At 33.8% G+C, this 21,114-nt stretch carries 21 protein-coding genes; 7 read left to right on the plus strand and 14 right to left on the minus strand.

From position 1 onward, the window contains the following. Positions 1-117 precede the first annotated feature (117 nt). Positions 118-441, plus strand: coding sequence for an EthD family reductase (locus FGM02_RS13335; protein WP_243739407.1), 324 nt, complete (start codon positions 118-120; stop codon positions 439-441). 33 nt (positions 442-474) lie between these two features. Continuing rightward, complete coding sequence (locus FGM02_RS13340) at positions 475-1,266, plus strand: AAA family ATPase (RefSeq protein ID WP_139958887.1); 792 nt, start codon at positions 475-477, stop codon at positions 1,264-1,266. Between the two features lie 65 nt (positions 1,267-1,331). On the opposite strand, the gene nqrF is transcribed toward FGM02_RS13340, so the two are convergent. The 6 genes from nqrF to FGM02_RS13370 are packed head-to-tail and all read right to left on the minus strand — an operon-like array spanning position 1,332 to position 7,159. Continuing rightward, complete coding sequence (gene nqrF, locus FGM02_RS13345; RefSeq protein WP_139958888.1) at positions 1,332-2,618, minus strand: NADH:ubiquinone reductase (Na(+)-transporting) subunit F; 1,287 nt, start codon at positions 2,616-2,618, stop codon at positions 1,332-1,334. 19 nt (positions 2,619-2,637) lie between these two features. Then, positions 2,638-3,252, minus strand: a complete 615-nt coding sequence (gene nqrE / locus FGM02_RS13350) for an NADH:ubiquinone reductase (Na(+)-transporting) subunit E (RefSeq protein WP_139958890.1) — start codon at positions 3,250-3,252, stop codon at positions 2,638-2,640. Between the two features lie 12 nt (positions 3,253-3,264). Then, positions 3,265-3,936: an NADH:ubiquinone reductase (Na(+)-transporting) subunit D gene (locus FGM02_RS13355; RefSeq protein ID WP_139958892.1), complete on the minus strand. Its 672-nt coding sequence runs from the start codon at positions 3,934-3,936 to the stop codon at positions 3,265-3,267. A gap of 2 nt (positions 3,937-3,938) precedes the next feature. After that, the gene (nqrC, locus tag FGM02_RS13360) at positions 3,939-4,649 is read right to left on the minus strand and encodes an NADH:ubiquinone reductase (Na(+)-transporting) subunit C (protein ID WP_139958894.1); all 711 of its coding nucleotides are present in this window, start codon (positions 4,647-4,649) and stop codon (positions 3,939-3,941) included. A gap of 3 nt (positions 4,650-4,652) precedes the next feature. Further along, complete coding sequence (locus tag FGM02_RS13365) at positions 4,653-5,807, minus strand: NADH:ubiquinone reductase (Na(+)-transporting) subunit B (RefSeq protein ID WP_139958895.1); 1,155 nt, start codon at positions 5,805-5,807, stop codon at positions 4,653-4,655. Then, complete coding sequence (locus FGM02_RS13370; RefSeq protein WP_139958897.1) at positions 5,807-7,159, minus strand: Na(+)-translocating NADH-quinone reductase subunit A; 1,353 nt, start codon at positions 7,157-7,159, stop codon at positions 5,807-5,809. Before FGM02_RS13370 ends, FGM02_RS13365 begins: the two co-directional genes overlap by 1 nt. Positions 7,160-7,558: 399 nt before the next feature. Here FGM02_RS13370 and FGM02_RS13375 point away from each other — a divergent pair, with 399 nt between their 5' ends. Both FGM02_RS13375 and apaG read left to right on the plus strand, forming a co-directional pair. Further along, a complete protein-coding gene (locus FGM02_RS13375; RefSeq protein WP_166461184.1) occupies positions 7,559-8,791 on the plus strand; it encodes a type IX secretion system plug protein in 1,233 nt (410 codons plus the stop codon). A 119-nt stretch (positions 8,792-8,910) separates the two neighbouring features. Continuing rightward, positions 8,911-9,297 carry a Co2+/Mg2+ efflux protein ApaG gene (gene apaG / locus FGM02_RS13380; protein ID WP_139958901.1) on the plus strand — a complete coding sequence of 129 codons (387 nt, stop codon included), beginning with the start codon at positions 8,911-8,913 and terminating at the stop codon, positions 9,295-9,297. Here the strand turns inward: apaG and FGM02_RS13385 are convergent. Next, positions 9,294-10,295 (minus strand): DUF6695 family protein, encoded by a 1,002-nt coding sequence (locus FGM02_RS13385; RefSeq protein ID WP_139958903.1) that lies wholly within the window; start codon positions 10,293-10,295, stop codon positions 9,294-9,296. The genes apaG and FGM02_RS13385 overlap by 4 nt on opposite strands. A 6-nt stretch (positions 10,296-10,301) precedes the next feature. Continuing rightward, a complete protein-coding gene (locus FGM02_RS13390; protein ID WP_139958905.1) occupies positions 10,302-11,021 on the minus strand; it encodes an NRDE family protein in 720 nt (239 codons plus the stop codon). Positions 11,022-11,222: 201 nt separating this feature from the next. Here FGM02_RS13390 and FGM02_RS13395 point away from each other — a divergent pair, with 201 nt between their 5' ends. Genes FGM02_RS13395 through FGM02_RS13405 form a run of 3 tightly spaced genes read left to right on the plus strand, consistent with a single transcriptional unit; the run spans position 11,223 to position 15,851 of the window. Continuing rightward, positions 11,223-12,524 (plus strand): anthranilate synthase component I family protein, encoded by a 1,302-nt coding sequence (locus FGM02_RS13395; protein WP_139958906.1) that lies wholly within the window; start codon positions 11,223-11,225, stop codon positions 12,522-12,524. A gap of 58 nt (positions 12,525-12,582) precedes the next feature. Continuing rightward, complete coding sequence (gene tilS, locus FGM02_RS13400) at positions 12,583-13,899, plus strand: tRNA lysidine(34) synthetase TilS (protein WP_139958907.1); 1,317 nt, start codon at positions 12,583-12,585, stop codon at positions 13,897-13,899. Next, the gene (locus FGM02_RS13405; RefSeq protein WP_139958909.1) at positions 13,896-15,851 is read left to right on the plus strand and encodes a protein-disulfide reductase DsbD family protein; all 1,956 of its coding nucleotides are present in this window, start codon (positions 13,896-13,898) and stop codon (positions 15,849-15,851) included. The genes tilS and FGM02_RS13405 overlap by 4 nt, the downstream gene beginning before the upstream one ends. Before the next feature lie 71 nt (positions 15,852-15,922). On the opposite strand, the gene FGM02_RS13410 is transcribed toward FGM02_RS13405, so the two are convergent. From FGM02_RS13410 to gcvH, 6 genes are all read right to left on the minus strand, one after another. Beyond that, positions 15,923-18,004, minus strand: a complete 2,082-nt coding sequence (locus FGM02_RS13410; RefSeq protein ID WP_139958911.1) for a gliding motility protein RemB — start codon at positions 18,002-18,004, stop codon at positions 15,923-15,925. 13 nt (positions 18,005-18,017) lie between these two features. Further along, a complete protein-coding gene (locus FGM02_RS13415; RefSeq protein ID WP_139958912.1) occupies positions 18,018-18,599 on the minus strand; it encodes an acyltransferase in 582 nt (193 codons plus the stop codon). Positions 18,600-18,687: 88 nt separating this feature from the next. Beyond that, positions 18,688-19,446: an energy transducer TonB gene (locus FGM02_RS13420; RefSeq protein ID WP_139958914.1), complete on the minus strand. Its 759-nt coding sequence runs from the start codon at positions 19,444-19,446 to the stop codon at positions 18,688-18,690. Between the two features lie 137 nt (positions 19,447-19,583). Next, the gene (locus FGM02_RS13425) at positions 19,584-20,309 is read right to left on the minus strand and encodes an energy transducer TonB (RefSeq protein ID WP_139958915.1); all 726 of its coding nucleotides are present in this window, start codon (positions 20,307-20,309) and stop codon (positions 19,584-19,586) included. Positions 20,310-20,367: 58 nt separating this feature from the next. Then, positions 20,368-20,763 carry a VanZ family protein gene (locus tag FGM02_RS13430; RefSeq protein ID WP_139958917.1) on the minus strand — a complete coding sequence of 132 codons (396 nt, stop codon included), beginning with the start codon at positions 20,761-20,763 and terminating at the stop codon, positions 20,368-20,370. Further along, positions 20,729-21,109 carry a glycine cleavage system protein GcvH gene (gcvH, locus tag FGM02_RS13435; RefSeq protein WP_139958918.1) on the minus strand — a complete coding sequence of 127 codons (381 nt, stop codon included), beginning with the start codon at positions 21,107-21,109 and terminating at the stop codon, positions 20,729-20,731. The genes FGM02_RS13430 and gcvH overlap by 35 nt, the downstream gene beginning before the upstream one ends. Positions 21,110-21,114 lie beyond the last annotated feature (5 nt).

The raw sequence follows: 21,114 nt of genomic DNA on the forward strand, positions 1-21,114 counted from the left end.
GAATTTGAACTAAACCTAAGCTATTAGAATTTCTAAAGTCTCGCTACATTCAAAAAATCATTCATTATAATTTAACTACCTTAAGCAATCATTATTATAACTAACAAATCAAAGAGCATGAAAAAAGGAATGACAAAGGTTAGCGTATTCTACCCAAATGGAGAAAGTAAAAAATTTGATATGGATTATTACTGCAACACCCATTTAAAATTGGTAAGATCTCTATTAGGAGACGCTCTAAAGGGAGCAACGGCAGAACGAGGAATCGGTGGACCTACACCGGGTTCAGAAGCTACTTACGTCGCTATGGGGAATATGTATTTTGATTCTGTTGAAGATTTCGGAAATGCATTTGGACCCAATGCCGAAATAATTATGGGAAACCTCCCCAATTTTACCAATATAGAACCCGTTGTTCAAGTAAGTGAAGTATTGATTTAACCACATAAGTTTCCAAAAATAAATTCATACTAGATGCCTTACCTGTCTAAAATACATCTACACACAGAAAGAAGACATCCCTATCCATTTGATGTACCCGCAATAAAACACGCAAAACATATCGACGTCTCCAACAAAATAACATTTTTAATTGGAGAAAATGGATGTGGAAAATCGACACTCTTAGAGACTGTTGCCTGTCGCTTACAACTTCCACATATGGATGGTGTCGGTTATGGAAAAAAATGTTTTGATGCAGCAAAAAGCCTATTGCCTTATTTAGATTTAGAATGGTCAATTGAACGTTCAGTAGGCTTCTTTTTTAGATCTGAAGATTTTGGAGATTACCTTAACAGCGTACATCGATTAGACATGAATTTACAAAATCAAATGGGATTAGACGATCATGATGTACCCAGGCATATCATTCAACAAATGAAAGATAGTGCCAATTACCAACTACATCAAGTACGTAAAAACTATGGACAAGAATTAGATACCTTTTCTCATGGAGAGGCTTATATGCACATCATGAATGAAATGGTCAACCAAAGAGGTATTTATCTGTTAGATGAACCCGAAGCTTCCTTGTCTCCTTCAAAACAACAGGCATTTATATATTTCTTGCAAAATCACTTACGCTTGTACAATTCACAATTTATAATTGCAACGCACTCACCAATGCTAATGGCTTATCCCGATGCAACATTATACGAAATAACTAATAAAGAGATGAAAAAGACTTCACTAGAAGAGACTGATCATTATACAATTACTAAATCATTCTTAAACAGTCCTGAATCGTATTTGCGACATTTAAAATAATATTCAACAACAAAAAATCCCGACACTTAAGTATCGGGATTTTTTATAGTTAATTAATTTGAAGCTTATCCTCCAAAGTCATCAAAACGAACATTTTCTGGTGGTACACCAAAATCGTCACACATTTTAACAACTGCTTGGTTCATCATTGGCGGTCCACAGAAATAGAATTCTATATCTTCAGGAGTGTCATGATGATTTAAATAATTATCAATTAATGACTGGTGTACAAATCCTACGAATCCATCACCTTCATCATCCATATCTTTTTTCACTTTCCAATTGTCTTCTTCCAAAGGTTCAGATAGTACCAAGTGCATTTTAAAGTTCGGGAATTCTTTCTCCAAAGCTTCGAAATAATGCAAGTAGAACAATTCACGTTTAGAACGTCCACCATACCAGTACGATACTTTACGTCCCGTTTTCATTGTATGGAATAATTCATATAAGTGAGAACGCATAGGTGCCATTCCGGCTCCACCACCCACATATACCATTTCAGCATCTGAGTCATTGATAAAGAATTCACCATAAGGCCCAGAAATTGTAACCTCATCACCTACTTTACAATTGAAAATATAAGAAGAAGCAATTCCTGGATTTACATCCATCCAACCACCTTTCACTCTATCAAAAGGAGGACATGCTACACGTACATTCAACATAATATTACGTCCTTCTGCAGGGTAAGAAGCCATAGAATAAGCTCTTTCTACCGTTTCAGGATTCTTCATAACCATTGGCCATAATCCAAATTTATCCCATTCTGCTTGGAATTTGTTAGGCTCACCAGGATGATCTTGTGGATGTGCACTAATATCCATGTCAGAATACTTTACTTCACATGGAGGTATTTCAATTTGAATATATCCACCCGCTTTGTAATTCATATCCTCAGGAATTTCAACAACGAACTCTTTAATAAAAGAAGCCACATTGTAGTTAGAAACTACCTTTGCTTTCCATTTCTTAATTCCAAATATTTCTTCTGGAATAGAAATTTCCATATCATTTTTAACTTTTACCTGACACCCTAAACGAGCTCCTGCAGCCAATTCTTTACGTGTAAAGTGAGGCGTTTCCGTAGGTAAAGCTTCTCCTCCTCCAGAGTGAACATGACATTCACATTGGATACAAGTTCCACCTCCACCACAGGCAGATGGCAAAAATATTTTTTCATTTCCTAAAGTTCCTAACAAAGAACTTCCTGTTTCAACTTCAATAGTTTTCTCTCCGTTGATTGTAATTTTAACTTTCCCAGAAGGAAGTAATTTTGCCTTCGCAACCAATAAAACGGCTGTTAAGATCAAAATCAATATTAAAAATACAACGATACTTGTTATAATAGTCATCTATATAATCGTTAGTTGTTTATAATTTAATTCCTGAGAAACTCAAGAAACCTATTGCCATTAATCCTGTAATGATAAATGTAATTCCCAATCCTTTTAAAGGAGCAGGTACATTTGAGTACGCTATCTTTTCACGAATAGCTGCAATGGCTAAAATTGCCAAAAACCATCCAATTCCAGATCCCAAACCATATACAGCAGATTCTCCTACATTGAAGAAATCTTTTTGTTGCATAAATAATGAACCTCCTAAAATGGCACAGTTTACCGCAATTAAGGGTAAGAAAATACCTAAAGCTCCATACAAAGCTGGCGCAAAACGCTCAACAATCATTTCAACCAATTGTACCATAGATGCAATTACTGCAATAAACATGATAAAACTTAAGAAACTTAAATCAATTGAAGCATAATCTTCACCTAACCACTTTAAGGCTCCTGCTTTTAACAAGTAAGAATCTAATAAATAGTTTACAGGAACAGTAACAACCAATACAAAGATTACTGCAGCTCCTAAACCTACAGCTGTTTTTACTGTTTTAGATACTGCCAAGTACGAACACATTCCTAAGAAATATGCAAATACCATATTGTCAATAAAAATACTTTTTACAAAAATGTTAATATAATCCATCTTTCTTATCTTTTAGTCTTCAATTAATTTTCTATTCTTAGAACGTTGGAACCAAATAATAATACCAACCACGATCAAAGCCATTGGAGACAACAACATAAATCCGTTGTTCTCATATCCTAGCGCATACAATCCTGTAGAATCAGCAATATCTTTCGCTTTGTGTCCTAACACTTCAAATCCGAATAATTTACCTGAACCTAGCAACTCTCTAAAGAATGCTACTAACACCAAAATTAAGGCATATCCAGCTCCGTTTCCAACACCATCTAAGAATGATTTCCAAGGACCGTTTGCCAAGGCAAAAGCCTCTAAACGTCCCATTACGATACAGTTGGTAATAATCAATCCAACAAATACCGATAATTCTTTACTTACATCGTAAGCATACGCTTTTAATACTTGATCTACTAAAATAACCAAAGAGGCAACGATCAATAATTGAACGATGATACGTATACGACTTGGAATTAAATTACGGATTAAAGATACAATTACATTACTCGCAATAACTACGAATAATACCGCGATAGACATTACCAAAGCAGGCTTTAATTGTACTGTAATTGCCAAAGCAGAACAAATACCTAGTACTTGTACCGAAATTGGGTTATTATCATTTAACGGGTCAGATAATAATGCTCTATTTTTCTTTGAAAACAATGCTTCTTTTTCTTCTGCCATGATTAATTATTTTTAAAATATGGTAAATAACGAGCCAATCTTTCTTTCAACATATCAGATACACCGTCAGAAGTAATTGTTCCTCCTGAAATAGCATCTACTCCATGTGCATCACCAGTTTTAGCTCCACCTTTTATTACTTTTACTGAAAGGAAATTATCCGCTACAAATCCTGCATTGGCATCTTCTAATAAAGATTTACCTGCAAATTGTGCTTGAAACCAATCCGTAGTAATTTCAGCTCCCAAACCAGGAGTTTCTCCTTTATGGTCAAAACTTGCTCCGATAATAGTATTCTTATCTCCATCTAAGGCAACATATCCCCAAATAGCATCCCAAAGTCCTGCCCCGTATAAAGGCACTACATAAAAGGTTTTCCCTTCTTTTTCTGCGATATATAATGGAAAACGTTGTGCGTCTCCTTTTTTCAATTCTTTTTTCAAACTCAATGCAAAGGCATCAACAGCAGCATCTACAGTACCATCTTCTTTCAAAGCTAGTTGTTGTTTGATGTATTTGTTAAAACTTGCGTCAGCTTCATCTCTAGAAACTTCTACACCAATGGTAGAAAGAATCTTTTGCATTTTTTCTGCTTTTACGTTTTTCTCTTGAAGCGGTTTTAAACTTTCAGCTGTAAAAGCTAAAATACCGGCAATAAGAGTTACCATAATGATTGCAAAAATAAACGTATATGCGTTGCTATTTTTATCCATTTCTTATGCTGTTTCTAAATTATTTTTTTGACGGTTCTTACGACGTTTGATATTTCCTTCAACCACATAATGGTCAATAGTAGGAGCAAAAACGTTCATTAATAAAATGGCCATCATCATTCCTTCTGGATAAGCTCCGTTGAACACACGAATCATAATTGCAATAAAACCAATTAAAAATCCGTAAATCCATTTTCCTTTGTCTGTTTGTGCTGCAGATACAGGATCTGTAGCCATAAACACAACTCCAAAAGCAAACCCACCTACTAATAAGTGTTGCCACCATGGAAAGTCCATTAATGCATTGACACCAAAAGAATTAAAAATTAATCCCATTACCGCACCACCAATAGTAGCAGATACCATAATTCTCCAACTTGCAATTCCTGTAAACAACAAGAAAGCAGCTCCAATTAAAATCATCAATACAGAAGTTTCACCAACAGAACCAGGAATATATCCTAAAAACATATCCAAAACACTGTAACCCGCTTCTTTACCAGCAGCCAAAGAACCTAAAATAGTTTCTCCAGAAATAGCGTCGATACTTGCAGCGTCAGCTACCCAAACTTTATCTCCAGACATGCTTGGTGCATAAGAAAAGAATGCAAAAGCACGTGCTACCAAAGCAGGATTTAAAATATTCATTCCAGTACCTCCAAAAGCTTCTTTACCAATTAATACTGCAAAAGCTACGGAAACGCCTAACATCCATAAAGGTAAATCGATAGGCATAATTAAAGGAATTAACATTCCTGAAACTAAATACCCTTCGTTAATTTCATGTCCTCTAAAAATTCCGAAAGCAAATTCAATTCCTAATCCAACACCGTAAGAAACAGCAACCATTGGTAAGAATTTGATAGATCCGTAGATTAAATAGTCTACAAAACTACCCGCTTCACCTAATTGAGAAAAGTGTTGGAAACCTACGTTCCACATTCCGAAAATCAAAGCAGGGATTAAAGCCAATACCACAGTAATCATGACACGCTTTAAATCTACTCCATCTCTAATATGAGCTCCTTGTTTTGTTGTATGATTTGGTACAAATAATAATGTATCAAATGCATTGAAACCAGGTGCAAATTTTTCTAATTTTCCTCCTTTATCAAAAAGAGGTTTGTATTTGTCGAATGTATTTCTAATAAATTTCATTATCCTACCTCGTTTATCATTAAGTCTAATCCACCTCTGATGATTGCCTGTGCTTCAATTTTAGAAGAACTTGTATAATCTATCAATGCAAAATCTTCAGGTGCTACTTCGTAGATTCCTAAGTTTTCCATTTTTTCGATATCATTTGCAATAACTGCTTTTAACAGTTGCATTGGAAAAATATCGATTGGCATCACTTTTTCCATTTCTCCAGTTACTACCAAAGCACGTTCTTCCCCATTTAAATTGGTATTCAACGTATATTCTTTGTTTGGAAACAACCAAGAGAATGAAGTTTTAGATGCACTATGAATTGAACCACTTCCAATAAAAGGAATCCATCCAAACATTCTATATACATTCCCTTCAGGAATCACAGAAACGATGTTGTCATAATGACCTAAAAATCCGTTTTTAGCAGACTCTTTATCTCCTGTCAAAACATTTCCAGAAATAACTCTTGAATTATCAGCGTTGATATTCCCGTCTAACAAACTATTCAATTGTTGACCAATTGTAACGTTGTAATATTGAGGAGCTTTCACTTCTGAACCTGCCAATGCTAAAATTCTATTCGGTTTGTATTCCCCCGATAAGAAAAGGTTTCCGATAATAGCAACGTCTTGAGCATTTACAGTCCATACTTTTTCTCCTTGGTTAATTGGAGAAATATGTGAAATTTGAACACCAACGTTTCCAGCTGGATGTTTTCCTGTAACATTTACAATCTCTGCATTTTGAACTTTATTAAAAAAGGACTTAGACTCATTGACTGCCAAATACACTTTTCCAGCAGTTAATTTAGACAAGGCATCAATTCCTGCTTGGAAAGCAGCTTCTTGTTCTTTTAGAGTAAAAGCATAATTAGGAGCCAAAGGAGCTGTGTCGAAAGAAGAAACAAAAATAGCTTTGGCTTCATCCGCAGGATTTGCAATCACATCATAGGGACGTTGATTGATCAAAGGCCAACAACCACTTTCTAAAATAGAAGCACTCACCTCTTCTTTAGTCAAGCTATTTGGATCTTTTTTTCCAAAGTTTTTGAATTCATCCTTAGGCTTAGCTTCTATAACAACTGCTAAAATCCTTCTTTTTGCGCCTCTTTTAATCTCCGTTACTGTACCGCTAACCGGTGAAGTAAATTTGATTTGCTCATTTGATTTTGAATAAAACAAAACATCTCCAACAATAACCTCTGCTCCAACTTTTACCGTTAGTTTAGGTGTTATTCCATGAAAATCTTTTGGTTGTATTGCAAAAATCCCTGAACGAGGAGCTACAGAAACCTTCGTTTCTGCTATTCCTTTAAGCTTAATATCTAAGCCTTTTTTTATTCGAATGTCCTTTGACATATTTAGAATTTAAGTTAATCTGTTTAAAACTTTGCAAATTTAAAAATTTCAATTTTTTTTTACAGTTATTAGTACGTTTAATATAGTTCCAGAAGCTTATTTATAATCGTTAAAAATAACAAATAGAAAATTCTCTTTAATAACTACTTTTTGGCATAAAAAAAACAAGCAATCACTCTAAAACTTAAATTTTCTTAAAAAAATTAACATCTCAAATTGTTATATCCATCTTAAGGATCCTTGCATTTTAGTAAAACAGAAAAAACCAAAGACCAAATTTGAAGATTTCGCACCAAAAACAAACAATCCTACAATAATTAACCTTGGAAATACACAATTAACAAATCGGAAAAGCGGATTTGTTTATATTTACATATTAGAACAAAAACAACACAACTCTTGCTCAAAAAATATTTAATATTCGTTTTTATTTTAAGTCTTCCTTTTAGTTTGAAGGCTCAAAACTACACCGCCAGTTTTATCAAAAGTGTTCGAATCGCTACGAGCAGTTCTTCTGATGAAACCACGAACATCTTTCAATTAGGGCAAAGTATTTATTTAACTTTTGATGATTTAGAAGCGGATCAGAAGGAGTACTATTATACTATTGAACACTGCAACTATAATTGGGTTCCTAGTAACTTAAACAAATCGGAATATTTAGAAGGTTACGACGAGTTTGAACTGCAAAATTTCGAAAATTCATTTAACACCTTGCAAAACTTCACTCATTACACCTTAAGATTTCCAAATGAAAACACTAGAATAAAAATAAGTGGAAACTACCTGATTACCTTATTAAATAGTGATGACCAAATTTGTATTCAAAGGCGAATTGTACTTTTTGAACCAATAACAACGGTCAGTGCAAAAGTAATCCGAGATAGAGATCTTACAAATATTGACCAAAAGCAAGTCGTGCAATTTTCTATTTACCACCCAAACCTTACTATAAACAATCCTTCAAATGAAATAAAAACAGTTGTGCTTCAAAACAACGATTGGAATTTTATAAAAACAGACCTACACCCACAATTTTATAAAAAAGACGAGATTGTGTACAATTACAACGAAGCTTCTAGTTTTTATGGCGGCAATGAATTTTTAAATTTCGACACAAAAAACAGAAATGGAAACCACATCAGTATATTCCGAACAGAATTACAAGACATCTACCATCATTATATTGTACCAACACCGCCAAGAACAAAAGCTCCGTACACCTATTTCCCAGACATTAATGGAAATTATATTGTACGGACTTTAAATAGCGCGGATCCCATTTTAGAAGCTGATTATAGTTTTGTGCATCTTTCATTAGAAGCTACTAATGCTCTTATTGATAAAGATATTTATGTGTATGGAGCCTTTAATAATTTTGAAGTTGAAGAAAACAACCGCCTGGTTTTCAATGAAGCTTCTAACATGCTAGAAGCAACACTTTTGCTAAAACAAGGTTTTTACAACTACAGTTTTATCACTTACAATAAGGAAGATAAGCTGGATAAGCACCTAATTTCTGGCAGTCATTTTTTTACAGAAAACAACTATACCATTTTAGTTTACTACACGCCATTTGGACAACGAGTTGGGAAAGTAATAGGTTGTGCTACAATCAATTCTAAAAACTAATTAAACACCAACTGTATTAACATCCTTTTATAGCTTTCAACAAAACGATTATTTTTTTTAAATTTTACAAAAAAATCCAATGATTTAATTATATTTGAAATAGATCAAATGAAATTATTGTGGTTCAAAAAGTTACAAAAGGCATAAAAATATCCGTTCATACAAACTATGAAGGTCTTCATGTGCGTAATGAAAATAAGTTATACGCCTTTAGTTATTTTATCACTATAGAAAATCAAAGTAGTGACATTGTCCAACTGATTTCAAGAAAGTGGGAAATTTTTGACTCTTTAAATGAAAAGGAAATTGTTATTGGAGATGGCGTTATTGGACAAATACCCATCTTAGAACCCAAAGAAACTTATACCTATCGTTCCAATTGTTTTTTGGATTCTTCCATTGGTTCTATGAAAGGTCATTTTAACATGATCAACTTCACTTCAAAAACACAATTTAAAGTACATATACCTACTTTTCAATTAACCGTAAATGAAGTCCTAAATTAGTTCACTCTTACAAATTCAAATACTTCATCTCCTTGTCGGATAAAACATTTGGCACAATTTGAGCCATGTAAAAACTCATAGGGATTAGAGATCTCAAAATTTGGTTTATTAGTTTTAAATGTTGCTTCAACGTTGACCGTTCCTTTGGCACATTTTCTGCTAATGACAACGACATCACTAACTTCTTTTGTTTTAGGTTTCAATTCAAACCACGCACCACTTCCAACGCCACTCAGCCATTGCCCTTTTTCAGAAACATAAGCATTTTCATCAGGTACCTCTGTTCCTATGCGGTTTAGTACTTGCGGAACTTTATTAAAAAAACATTGCCAATGTTCTTTAGAAATAGATCTATTTCTATAAGGTGTTATGACTCCTTTTAAAACAGAAAACATTTTTCCTCCATTCGCCGTATTGATAACATTACTTATAGGACTTGGCGTTAAAGATTTAGAAAGAATCAATCTTCTTTTTAATTTATATTCTGTCGTTGATTGGATTAAAGTATCTGTTACAAACCGTGCACAATTACTTCCGTTAGGAATAAACGCCCCGTAAGGCACTTCTACTTTTGCTTGCAATTGCTGAACATAAGCCAAAGCTTTTTCATAGTTAATAACCGTACAAACTGTAGCAATCATTCGTCCTTCTCCATGTGTTTTTTCAGGGTTCGCTTCTAAAAACAAAAGAATTTCATCTAAGTTTAAAATCTCCGTTCCGTTATGCACAACCTCCATCGGAATATGCACTTCACAATCTGTATCTACATTTCTCACCCGCCCCATTCCGTCGGAAGTTATGTACCTTCCAAAATCGTAATAGGCTATTTTATTCGTTTCTTTTTTAATTAACAGCAGAGCAGCATGACCTGCCTGAACTGCTTTATTCCCTCCAACACCGAGTAATGGCCAAACTTTGCTAATTAATTCTCGTGTGGCCGGCTTCACAATTGTATCTGGATAGGCTAGCACTACAATAAAACCTGTATTCTCCGTCATTTTCATTTAATCTTGCAAAGAAAATAAATCCACGTTTTTATCAATTCCCGTTAACACATCTTGATAATACATAGTAACGCCTGCATCACTTTTAACAATAGACGTTACACTCAAAGTCTCTACATTTGGGCGTTTCATTTTTATAGACGTTTCTTTAGTTCCTAAACTGTCATCCAAATGAAATTCCAAAATTTCTTTTTGAGTAGCATCTGGATGCGAAGTCATAAAATCAACAAACCAAGATTCTCTTTCTGCTTTTATTGGTTTTGAATACAACGTAGAAGAAGACCAAATTTTTGATTGATTGGACAAAATTCGAATGTCTTTTTTTACCCCATCCCAAATTAGCTCAATGCAAATGGTTAAAAAAGACCAATCTATAGCAATTAAAGTAAAAGGCTCTACTCCATCCAATTCCAAATCTTCAATAGCCCATTTTACATTTTCTGCTTGCAATACTTCTTTTACCACCAAACCGCGGCTGTATGCATACGATACTTTAGCTTCATGGTTTTCATAGGCTCCATTTAACAAACAAACCAAACGTTCTTCTTCAGACAAGGCTATCCAAGTTCCACCAGCTTTTTTATCCTTCGGGTATAAATAATTGACTCCATTTTCTTTATAAAACTCTGGAAACAAAGTTTCTCTACTAGCCTGTTCATCTCTGTTTGAAGTAAAAATAAAATCACCATTTTCTTTAGGCAAATAAGTAACTGTACACATAAAATTGTTCTGCTTTGAAATAATTAAATCGCTTTTATTATTGCGATGTTCTTTAAACACACTTCTTAGTCTAAAAAAAGTCAATCCTTTACATAAGTCATCAAAAATAAACAATTAGTTCAAAGTCCCATTAAAGTTTCTAAAAGAAAACTAAAAAGTAATAAGTACCTTTGCTTCCTTTCAAATAAAGAATATTCTCCAATGCAAAGAGTATCACAAAGCTTTACTACTAAAAATATTGAGCAATTCAAGACACAACTTTTAAATTGGTCTCAAAATTTTGATACTGCCTTGTGGTTAGATTCTAACAACCATCAGCAAAAATATGCTGAAATTGAAGGTGTTTTAGCTGTTGAAATAGAAAAAAAAATAAGTTGTGATCACATCAATGCCTTTGAAAAATTAAAAAAATTCCAAAGCAGTCATCAAGATTATTTATTTGGTTTTTTATCCTACGACTTAAAAAACGACATTGAAAACTTAACTTCGGAAAACAAAGACGGTTTAGATTTTCCTGAATTGTTTTTCTTTCAGCCAAAAAAACTGATCTTTATTTCAGAAAACAACGTGACTTTTAAATACTTAGAAAAATATTCAAATGAAATAGCTGATGATTTTAAAGCGATAAATAAGACAACTTCTGAAATAACTTCTGTAGAAAATAAAAACATAAAATTAAAACTTAGAATACACAAAGACGCTTATTTAGAGAAAGTTGAAAATATTCTAAGTCACATTCACAGAGGTGATATTTACGAAGCCAACTTTTGTCAAGAATTTTATTCGGAGGACTCAACAATTAATCCGGTAAGAGTTTACGACAGTTTGAATAAAATTTCCAGAGCTCCTTTTGCCACATTTTTAAAATTCGATAACAAGTATTTACTTTCCGCTTCTCCTGAACGTTATTTAAAAAAAACAGGGACCACCATTATTTCACAGCCCATTAAAGGAACTGCCAAAAGAGCTAGCAATTTAGACGAAGACAACCTCCTAAAGAAAAAGTTAGAAAACGACCCAAAGGAACGTGCCGAAAACATCATGATTGTAGACTTGGTTCGAAATGATTTGTCGAGAATTGCCATTAAAGGAAGTGTTAAAGTGAAAGAACTTTGCCAGGTGTACAGTTTTAAACAGGTGCACCAAATGATTTCCACCATAACTTCTGAAATCCCGGAAAGCATTCACCCTGTTGACATTATTAAAAACAGCTACCCAATGGGTAGTATGACGGGGGCACCTAAAATTAAGGCTATGAAAATAATTGAAGCCCAAGAAGAAACGAAAAGAAGCTTGTATTCTGGTGCCGTAGGTTATTTTACTCCTGAAGGAAATTTTGATTTTAATGTAATTATTCGAAGTATTCTTTACAATGAAAAAAATAAATTTGTTTCTTATTCTGTAGGAAGTGCCATTACTTCACTTTCCCTTCCAGAAAACGAATTGGAAGAATGTTTGCTCAAGGCAAAAGCCATGCGAGAGGTCCTATTAAGCACAAATTGATTATATTTGACTACCCGATAAAACCTAGTTTTTATCGCTCTAACTCAAATTTCCCTAAGTGCTAAAATCTTTCGAAAAATACCTTCAAAAAAAATTACCTTTTTTAATAGATAGTCCAATACTAATAGCTGTATCAGGAGGAATTGACAGTGTTGTATTGACACACCTTATGCAACAAATTAATACCGATTGCACGATTGCCCATTGCAATTTTAAATTACGCGATGAGCAAAGTAATTTGGATGAGGAGTTTGTAAAAAAATTGGGAACACAAGTTAACTTTCCTGTTATTACAACAAGTTTTGACACGCAAAAATATGCCGAAAAAAACAATGTTTCTATTCAAATGGCAGCACGCGAACTTCGATACGATTGGTTTGAAAAAATACGCAAAGAACACAATTTTAACTATGTACTAACCGCACATCACAAAGACGATGCTTTAGAAACTTTTCTTATTAATTTTACCAGAGGAACCGGATTGGATGGCTTGACAGGAATTCCTGAAATAAACGGAAGTATTGTGCGTCCATTGCTTAGTTTTTCTAGAGAAGACGTACTACAATACGCTAAACTAAACACAATTGAGTGGCGAGAAGATCAAAGCAACAGTTCTACAAAATACTTTAGAAATAAAATCCGTCACGAAATTGTTCCTATTCTAAAAGAATTAAATCCCAACTTATTAAAATCGTTTGATAAGACCACTCAAAACCTAAGTGAAAGCAAGCTACTTATTGACGACAGAATTCGCAGTCTGAAAAAACATGTTTCTTACTTAGATGAAAAAGGAAATTATAAAATTTCAACAAAAAAAATTCTAGAACTTAAAAACCCAAAAGCGCATTTGTATGAACTTTTAAAACCTTACGGATTTACTGCTTGGAAAGACATTGTTGATTTGTTAAAAGCACAAGCAGGAAAACAATTATTTTCTAAAACACACCGCTTGATAAAAGATCGTGATGAACTGATTTTAACTCATTTTGGAGGAGAATCAGAAGTGGGTTGCCTTATTTACAAAAACACAAGCAGCATTGAAAAACCAATTCACTTAAGCATTTCGGAAGAAGTAACTTTTACAAACAGCACAAAGGAAACGGCCTTTATCGATAAGAGTTTGTTAAAATTTCCTTTGACTGTAAGAAAGTGGCAAAAAGGAGACTATTTTTACCCAATTGGAATGCAAGGCAAAAAAAAATTAAGCAAGTATTTTAAAGACGAGAAATTGTCGATACTTGACAAAGAAAATACTTGGTTGCTTTGCAATGCCGATGAAATTGTTTGGGTTATTGGCAAAAGATTGGACAATAGATACAAAACAACAAACAAAACAAAACAGCTATTAAAAATAGTATACAAGCCTTTAAAATGAAAAAAACATTCCCTATACTTTCTCTTTTATTCCTAACATTTTCCTCCATAAACGCACAAGAAAGTAACGCTAGTTGGTCTGCAAAACTAGAAAAATTAACAGATAATGAATATGCTATTGTTATTACAGCAGACTTAAAAGAAGGTTGGCATTTATACTCTCAATTTCTACCAGAAGGCGGTCCGTTGCCTACAGAATTTTCATTTGACAATTCTAAAAAAGACTTTGAGCTGATTGGAAAAACAACAGAAGGAGAAACACATTCATCTTACGAAGAAATATTTGAAATGGAAACGGCCTATTTTGAAGGCCAAGCCGTATTTACACAAAAAATAAAAAGTCTGACAAATGCTTTGCAATTTGTGACGATTACAGCCACTTATCAAACCTGTAATGATGAAGCCTGTACATTTGAGCCCGGAGAAGAAATTACAGCTACTTTGGCAAATGTAAAATTGGAAGCAAAAGCCACTAAAATTTCTAAAGAAAGTAATCGTCTTTCAGAAGAATTAAATTTAAATTTAAAAAACAGAGCTGAGTTTTTAGAAAATGAAGGCGAAAGTAATAATGAAGAAAAAGGACTAGGAACTACATTTTTACTAGGTTTTTTCGGAGGACTTATTGCTTTATTAACGCCTTGTGTTTTTCCAATGATTCCTTTAACGGTTTCTTTTTTTACTAAGAAAACAAAGAAAAAAGGTGTTTCAAACGCCATCCTATATGGTGTTTTTATTACCGCTATATATTTATTATTAAGCTTACCTTTTCATTTATTTGACTCCTTAGATCCTGAAATTTTAAACAATATTTCCACCAATGTTTGGTTGAATGTAGGTTTCTTTGTTATTTTCATTGTATTTGCATTTTCTTTTTTCGGTTATTTTGAAATTACTTTGCCACATTCTTGGTCCAATAAAATGGATTCTGCTTCGGATATAGGAGGTGTGATTGGAACTTTTTTTATGGCATTAACTTTAGCCATTGTTTCATTTTCTTGTACAGGCCCTATTTTAGGATCTTTACTTGTTGGCGCATTGTCTTCTGATGGTGGGGCCATGCAATTAACTTTTGGAATGGTCGGCTTTGGTGCTGCTTTGGCATTGCCATTTACCCTGTTCGCACTTTTCCCTAATTGGTTGAATAACTTACCTAAGTCGGGAGGTTGGTTAAATACAGTAAAAGTAGTTTTAGGATTCCTTGAAATTGCCTTGGCACTGAAATTCCTTTCTAACGCCGATATGGTAGAACATTGGGGACTTTTAAAACGAGAAGTATTTATAGGAATTTGGATTCTTGTATTTGCTGGATTGGCTTTCTATCTATTCGGAAAAATTAAATTTCCACATGACGCTCCTCTAAAAAAACTTGGTATTGGAAGAATTGTTACCGGTAGTGCTGCTGCAATTTTTTCTATTTACTTAATTTCTGGCTTGTTATTAAATACTTCTTTAAATGCGCTAAGCGGTTTTGCACCTCCTAAATTTTATAGCATTCACGAAACAAAAACCGATTGTCCCTTAGATTTGAATTGTTTTAAAGATTTTAATGAAGGCTTAGCATATGCAAAAGAACAAAACAAACCAATCCTACTAGATTTTACAGGCTGGGCTTGTGTCAACTGTAGAAAAATGGAAGAAAATGTTTGGAGTACTCCTGAAGTTTACGAAGAGTTAGAAAAATTTGTACTAATCTCCTTATATATTGATGACCGAAAAGAATTGCCTAAGGACTTACAATTTGATTACCAAAAGTCCAATGGAAAAGTAAAAAGAATTGCTACCGTAGGTTCTAAATGGGCCACCTTACAAGCTATTAATTTTGCTACGGCATCTCAGCCTTATTATGTGCAATTAGCACCGGATATGACTTTATTAAATCATCCAGAAAAATATACCGACAAGGCCACTTATTTACAATGGCTTCAAGAAGGATTAAAAAGATTTAAAAAATAAAAAAAGCCTCGAAATTAAATTTCGAGGCTTTTTTGTTTTTATGCTTTCTTAAACAATTTAGAATTTACTTCTTAAAAATCAAGATACCAATTAAATAAATCAACCTTTAATCCAACAGTAAACCAAGTAGTATTGCTTGCTAAAAAAGTTGCTGTTGGTGTTTCAGGACTAAAATCTCGAAACATAAACCCAGTAAATATTTTTAAATCTGTTCTTGGATTGATCAGATACGAAACCTGTAAATCACTATTTAAAATGGTCGCTTTTTGACCTTGCCCTACTTCGTTGTCATAATCTTGAAGTCGGCTAGTATAAGGTTTGTAAATATCACCACCATAACTTACATCCGTATCAAATGGATCTGGATCAAAGCCCTTTTGCCCCAAAACAACTTTTAAATTAGCAGCCCATCTTTCTTTTTTATAACGAGCTATAAAAACGGCTTCCCAAAAGTTAGCCCCCCATGAATGCGCTAAAGATTCACCATAATGTCCATAGTTGTAAATAGGTGTTTTATGTGAAAATGTATACGGCCGTACCTTATTGTATTCTGCTTGAATATATAAATCCTCTACTGAAAAAGCATCAAAATATTTCAATCCAATTTGCGATCCATACTTATTTGCCCAATAACCATTCTGCGCTTTTAACTCTGAAAGAGTAAATTCATCTAAAACAAATTGACCATACATAGAAAATTTCTTAGAAAACTTATAGCTCGCGTTGATCCCTAAAATTGCACTTCCTGCATCTTCTCCTCTAGCAAATTCAAGTGATTTGTAAAAAATGATTGGATTGACAAAATCCATATCCAAGCTTCCAGTTCTGGAATTGTCTGTAATAACGGCTTCAAAAACACCTATGTTTAATTTTTTTGTCACATTCATACTTAAATGATGCATAGACACATATTTTCTAGGATGTGCTTTCCCGATTCTTACATCGCTTCTGATATCCGTCAACCAAGTCCAAAGGTTGGTGTATTTAATTTTCCAAAAAGTCGTAGACAACTTAACATATGGATAAGGAGATGTCACATCCGATAGCAGTAAAGAACGGTAACCATCACCTATAAAGTTTTTTCCTTGGCCCATTTGAAAATTAAAAAACTTATTGGGTGTGTAAGAAATATAACCTTCGGAAACAGGATAATCATAAGAATTCTCTTTAAACCATTTTGCCTTCCCTCTACCAAAAATCAATCCTGCGGCTGCAAATGTTTTTTGGTCTTCAATGGCAATGGCGTCATTTACATATTGTGCAAACCGTCCTTGCGATTCAAATATTGTCGCAGAAAATGAAAATTTACTCCCTAACTCTCCTTGTATTTGAAGGATTCTAGAGTTGTTGAAGGTATAATCCAAATCTGAATTATCTTTCCCCATTTCTACATCTAACAGCATATTGGTACTAAACCAGTAATTATCTCCTTTAACCAAGGACAGATGTTCGTTCCAAAATTTTCTTCCCAACCAAGAACTTTTTTTCTTTAAAAACTGGCTCTTTTGAGCATCCAAATCTACATGTTCAGAAACATTCTTATAAATAAACGGTTTTACCGAAGTATGCGTGTTTTCAGCATTCCTATACTCATTTTCCAAATAAGCATATCGAGCATGATGAAAAGGAATATTTAAATTGCTATGATTCGATAAAAATTTTTCTTTTTTGAAATCTCTTTGAACTACACGCGATAAATTTTGTTTTTTCTTGAATGTTGATTTTTTACTTATTTCAGAAAACATAGAATTCCCATAAGCCAATTTTGGATTTGGAAAATGTAGAGGCAAAGCAAAACTCATTTCAACTGCATGTCCATTAAACTGTGCCGGAACAACTTTTGGTAAACTTTTAAAAACCCGTTCAACTTCAGTTTCAATTTCAGTGTACGGACTGTTTACATGTACAACCTCAAACTGCCCACTTCTATTCACATAAAAAAGCACATTCACCGTTCCTTTAAACTTCTCAGAAACAACTTTAGAAGGTACACGAAATACTTCCAATACAGCATTTTTAACATTCGTATTAAAGCAATTCTCTAATTCATCAATAGAATTATTTTCACAACCCGGAAATACAGGAAACCTTTGTGTTTGTGCATAGCTTTCAAAAAAACATAACAAAAAAGCGACTACTATTATTTTCTTCATACCAAACAAGTTCTTATTGTTTTGTTACCACATTATTATTGATCACATATACATCTTTTGTTTCTGGACAAACGGCACGGTTAAATTCGTCAAAATGCAAACGATGACCATATTCACTTACCCAACCTATTTGTTTGGAAGGATTTCCGACCACCAAAGCATAAGGCTTCACAGGCTTAGTCACCACTGCTCCTGCACCTATCAAAGCGTATGCACCTATTTCGTTACCACAAATAATGGTCGCATTGGCACCAATACTAGCCCCTTTACGAACATTTGTTTCTACATAAGAATCTCGTCGGATCACCGCACTTCTTGGGTTGATAATATTTGTAAAAACCATAGAAGGCCCTAAAAAAACATCATCTTCGCAAATAACCCCTGTATAGATAGATACATTATTTTGAACTTTTACATTGTTTCCTAAAACTACTTTTGGTGAAACAACAACATTTTGACCAATATTACATGAATTGCCTATCACAGCGTTGGACATCACATGACTGAAATGCCAAATTTTTGACCCATCTCCTATCACACAATCGGCATCTATAATAGCTGTATCGTGCGAAAAATAAGAGTTTTTGTTTTCCATATTTCCCTATGAATTTAAATATCCGTGTATAGCGAAAATACAAATTAGATACTAAAAAACCCCATCTTTAGAAAAGATGGGGTTAATTTTATTGGACTTCAAAACTGATGGGAACGGAAAACCTTACACCAACGTCTCTATTACCTTGCCTACCCGGAGTCATTTTTGGCAACAACTTTAAAATTCGTTCTGCTTCCTCTTTTAATTTTGGGTGAGGTGCCCTAGAAATAACATCTACAACATCTCCTTTTTTATCTACTAAAAAAGTAACATAAATATTTTTCTTTCCGCTATCCAATCCTAATTCAGAAGCTAAACCTACATCAAACTTCCGATTGATATGTTTGTACATCTTTTTAGAAAAGCAATCTCGTAATTCTTTTTGGCTCCCTTCGCAACCAGGGTAAACGGGAGCATTTTCTACCAAAACAAAGGCTACATCTTCTACAATTTCAACGGGTAAATCTATTTCATTAATTATAGGATGGTCTGTTACAGGTAAATCTTCAACAGGATCTTTATCTATAATTAGGTCTACTACATCTTCATCTGTAATCACTATCTCATCAATTAGTTCTACAACTTTCTGCGCTTTTTCTGTTTTGATGATTTTCTCTTTCAAAACTTCTTTTTCAAAGACCTGAGAACTATAATAATTGTCCGAATCCGTTAAACTTACACTATCAGCCAATGCCAACACCTCTTTTTTTGTTTCTAGTTCTAGAAAAAAATAAACGACAAACAATGCACATACCAAACCTAAAATAGTGAGCATTTTTGAACTACTTTCTAAGTTCTCATTAAATTTCTTTTTAAACACCTCATTCTCATACTTTTTGTTTTTCATAATCAAATAATTTAAAAGTTATGAAGTTCAAATTACAAGAAGCATACCATTAAAACAGAAACATGGAATTTTTAGTAGAACAAAAAAAAAGACCGTCCAATGGACAGTCTTTTTTCTATTAATTTTTTCAAACTAACCTACTCAACTTGAAACGAGATAGGTAGTGAGTAACGTACCGCAACCGGACGCCCTCTTTGTTTTCCTGGAATCATTTTAGGAAGCATTTTTACAACTCTTTCAGCTTCTTTCTGTAATCTTGGATGTGGTGCTCTTGCACGGATCTCTGTAATACCTCCAGTTTTATCAATTTTAAACATTACGAAAATTCTTTTCTTACCGGCAGACAAACCTAAATCTGATGCCAAGTTAGCGTTAAACTTTCTGTTGATGAACTTACTAATCTCCTTCATAAAGCAGGCTTTCTTTTCATCTTTCGTTCCTTTTTCACAACCTGGAAATACCGGAATATCTTCAATAATCGCAAAAGGAACATCTTCAATTACTTCTTCTCCTTCTTCTGCTTCAACAATTTCTTCAACCTCAACAGCTTCTTCTTCATCTGTTTCAGTAGTTTCAATTACTGTTTCTTCAACTTCTTTTTCATCTTCAACAACCTCAATAATTTCTGGTGCTGGTGGTGGTGGCGGTGGTGGTGGTTTTACAGGCTCAACACGCTGTGTAATTACCATTTCTTCTTCGTCCTCTACTGAAAGAGAAGCGACACCTAAATCGGCAACAATTCTATCATACGTTTTGTGCTCGATACCTACATACACACAAAATAATGCCAATACTAAACCTAATTGTATAAAAAGTTTAGTGTAGTTTTCTAAATTGGACTTTGGATTTTTCTTTACCTCCATATTATTGAAAAATTAATGAGTTCGCTAATTTACTAATTTTAAAATGACATATGCAAGCCTAACCCCACAAAATATCAACCATTTTCACCTGAATTTTATCAAAAAGCAAATACGCCATCAAAACACCTAAAGAATTGGCCCCTAAATCGACAATATCACCGGCTCTATAGCTTGTCATTGTTGCTTGCAATATTTCTAAAAAAGCGCCGTAAGCCACTAAACAAATGAAAATTTTCCATTTTGCCAACAGCTTATTTTTCTTATTTGCAACAAACCAACTTAAGCCTAATACAAAATAAGCAATAAAATGCTCCAACTTGTCTACATTAGAAATAGACAAAGTCTCTACACCTAGCTTAATTTTCGCCAAACTTAAGTAAGCAATCAGCACAGAAATTGCACTTGCAATTGTGATTAAATTACGCTCCAATAACTTTTTTATACGCTTCAGCATCTAATAAATTTTCAATATCGGCTATATCTGCTACTTTTACTTTAATCATCCAGCCTGCTCCATAAGGGTCCGAATTTACATGCTCCGGATCATCTTCCAATCCTTCATTAAATTCAATCACCTCACCTGTTACTGGCATAAACAAATCAGAAACTGTTTTTACAGCTTCTACAGAACCAAAAACTTCATCTGCTTCCACAGTTTCGTCTAAAGTATCTACATCTACATACACAATATCACCCAATTCACTTTGTGCAAAATCGGTAATTCCAATCGTTGCTACATCTCCTTCTATTCTTACCCACTCATGGTCTTTTGTGTATTTTAACTCTACTGGTATATTCATCTTAT

Origin of the sequence: Flavicella sediminum, assembly GCF_006381105.1 — a bacterium.
GTDB classification, from domain to species: Bacteria; Bacteroidota; Bacteroidia; order Flavobacteriales; family Flavobacteriaceae; genus Flavicella; species Flavicella sediminum.

What these genes read in the sequence shown, in the direction of transcription:
- FGM02_RS13335 (WP_243739407.1), top strand. Translation starts at nt 118, where the DNA reads ATGAAAAAAGGAATGACAAAGGTTAGCGTATTCTACCCAAATGGAGAA.
- FGM02_RS13340 (WP_139958887.1), top strand. Translation starts at nt 475, where the DNA reads ATGCCTTACCTGTCTAAAATACATCTACACACAGAAAGAAGACATCCC.
- nqrF (WP_139958888.1), bottom strand. Translation starts at nt 2,618, where the DNA reads ATGACTATTATAACAAGTATCGTTGTATTTTTAATATTGATTTTGATC.
- nqrE (WP_139958890.1), bottom strand. Translation starts at nt 3,252, where the DNA reads ATGGATTATATTAACATTTTTGTAAAAAGTATTTTTATTGACAATATG.
- FGM02_RS13355 (WP_139958892.1), bottom strand. Translation starts at nt 3,936, where the DNA reads ATGGCAGAAGAAAAAGAAGCATTGTTTTCAAAGAAAAATAGAGCATTA.
- nqrC (WP_139958894.1), bottom strand. Translation starts at nt 4,649, where the DNA reads ATGGATAAAAATAGCAACGCATATACGTTTATTTTTGCAATCATTATG.
- FGM02_RS13365 (WP_139958895.1), bottom strand. Translation starts at nt 5,807, where the DNA reads ATGAAATTTATTAGAAATACATTCGACAAATACAAACCTCTTTTTGAT.
- FGM02_RS13370 (WP_139958897.1), bottom strand. Translation starts at nt 7,159, where the DNA reads ATGTCAAAGGACATTCGAATAAAAAAAGGCTTAGATATTAAGCTTAAA.
- FGM02_RS13385 (WP_139958903.1), bottom strand. Translation starts at nt 10,295, where the DNA reads ATGACGGAGAATACAGGTTTTATTGTAGTGCTAGCCTATCCAGATACA.
- FGM02_RS13390 (WP_139958905.1), bottom strand. Translation starts at nt 11,021, where the DNA reads ATGTGTACAGTTACTTATTTGCCTAAAGAAAATGGTGATTTTATTTTT.
- FGM02_RS13395 (WP_139958906.1), top strand. Translation starts at nt 11,223, where the DNA reads ATGCAAAGAGTATCACAAAGCTTTACTACTAAAAATATTGAGCAATTC.
- FGM02_RS13405 (WP_139958909.1), top strand. Translation starts at nt 13,896, where the DNA reads ATGAAAAAAACATTCCCTATACTTTCTCTTTTATTCCTAACATTTTCC.
- FGM02_RS13410 (WP_139958911.1), bottom strand. Translation starts at nt 18,004, where the DNA reads ATGAAGAAAATAATAGTAGTCGCTTTTTTGTTATGTTTTTTTGAAAGC.
- FGM02_RS13415 (WP_139958912.1), bottom strand. Translation starts at nt 18,599, where the DNA reads ATGGAAAACAAAAACTCTTATTTTTCGCACGATACAGCTATTATAGAT.
- FGM02_RS13420 (WP_139958914.1), bottom strand. Translation starts at nt 19,446, where the DNA reads ATGAAAAACAAAAAGTATGAGAATGAGGTGTTTAAAAAGAAATTTAAT.
- FGM02_RS13425 (WP_139958915.1), bottom strand. Translation starts at nt 20,309, where the DNA reads ATGGAGGTAAAGAAAAATCCAAAGTCCAATTTAGAAAACTACACTAAA.
- FGM02_RS13430 (WP_139958917.1), bottom strand. Translation starts at nt 20,763, where the DNA reads ATGCTGAAGCGTATAAAAAAGTTATTGGAGCGTAATTTAATCACAATT.
- gcvH (WP_139958918.1), bottom strand. Translation starts at nt 21,109, where the DNA reads ATGAATATACCAGTAGAGTTAAAATACACAAAAGACCATGAGTGGGTA.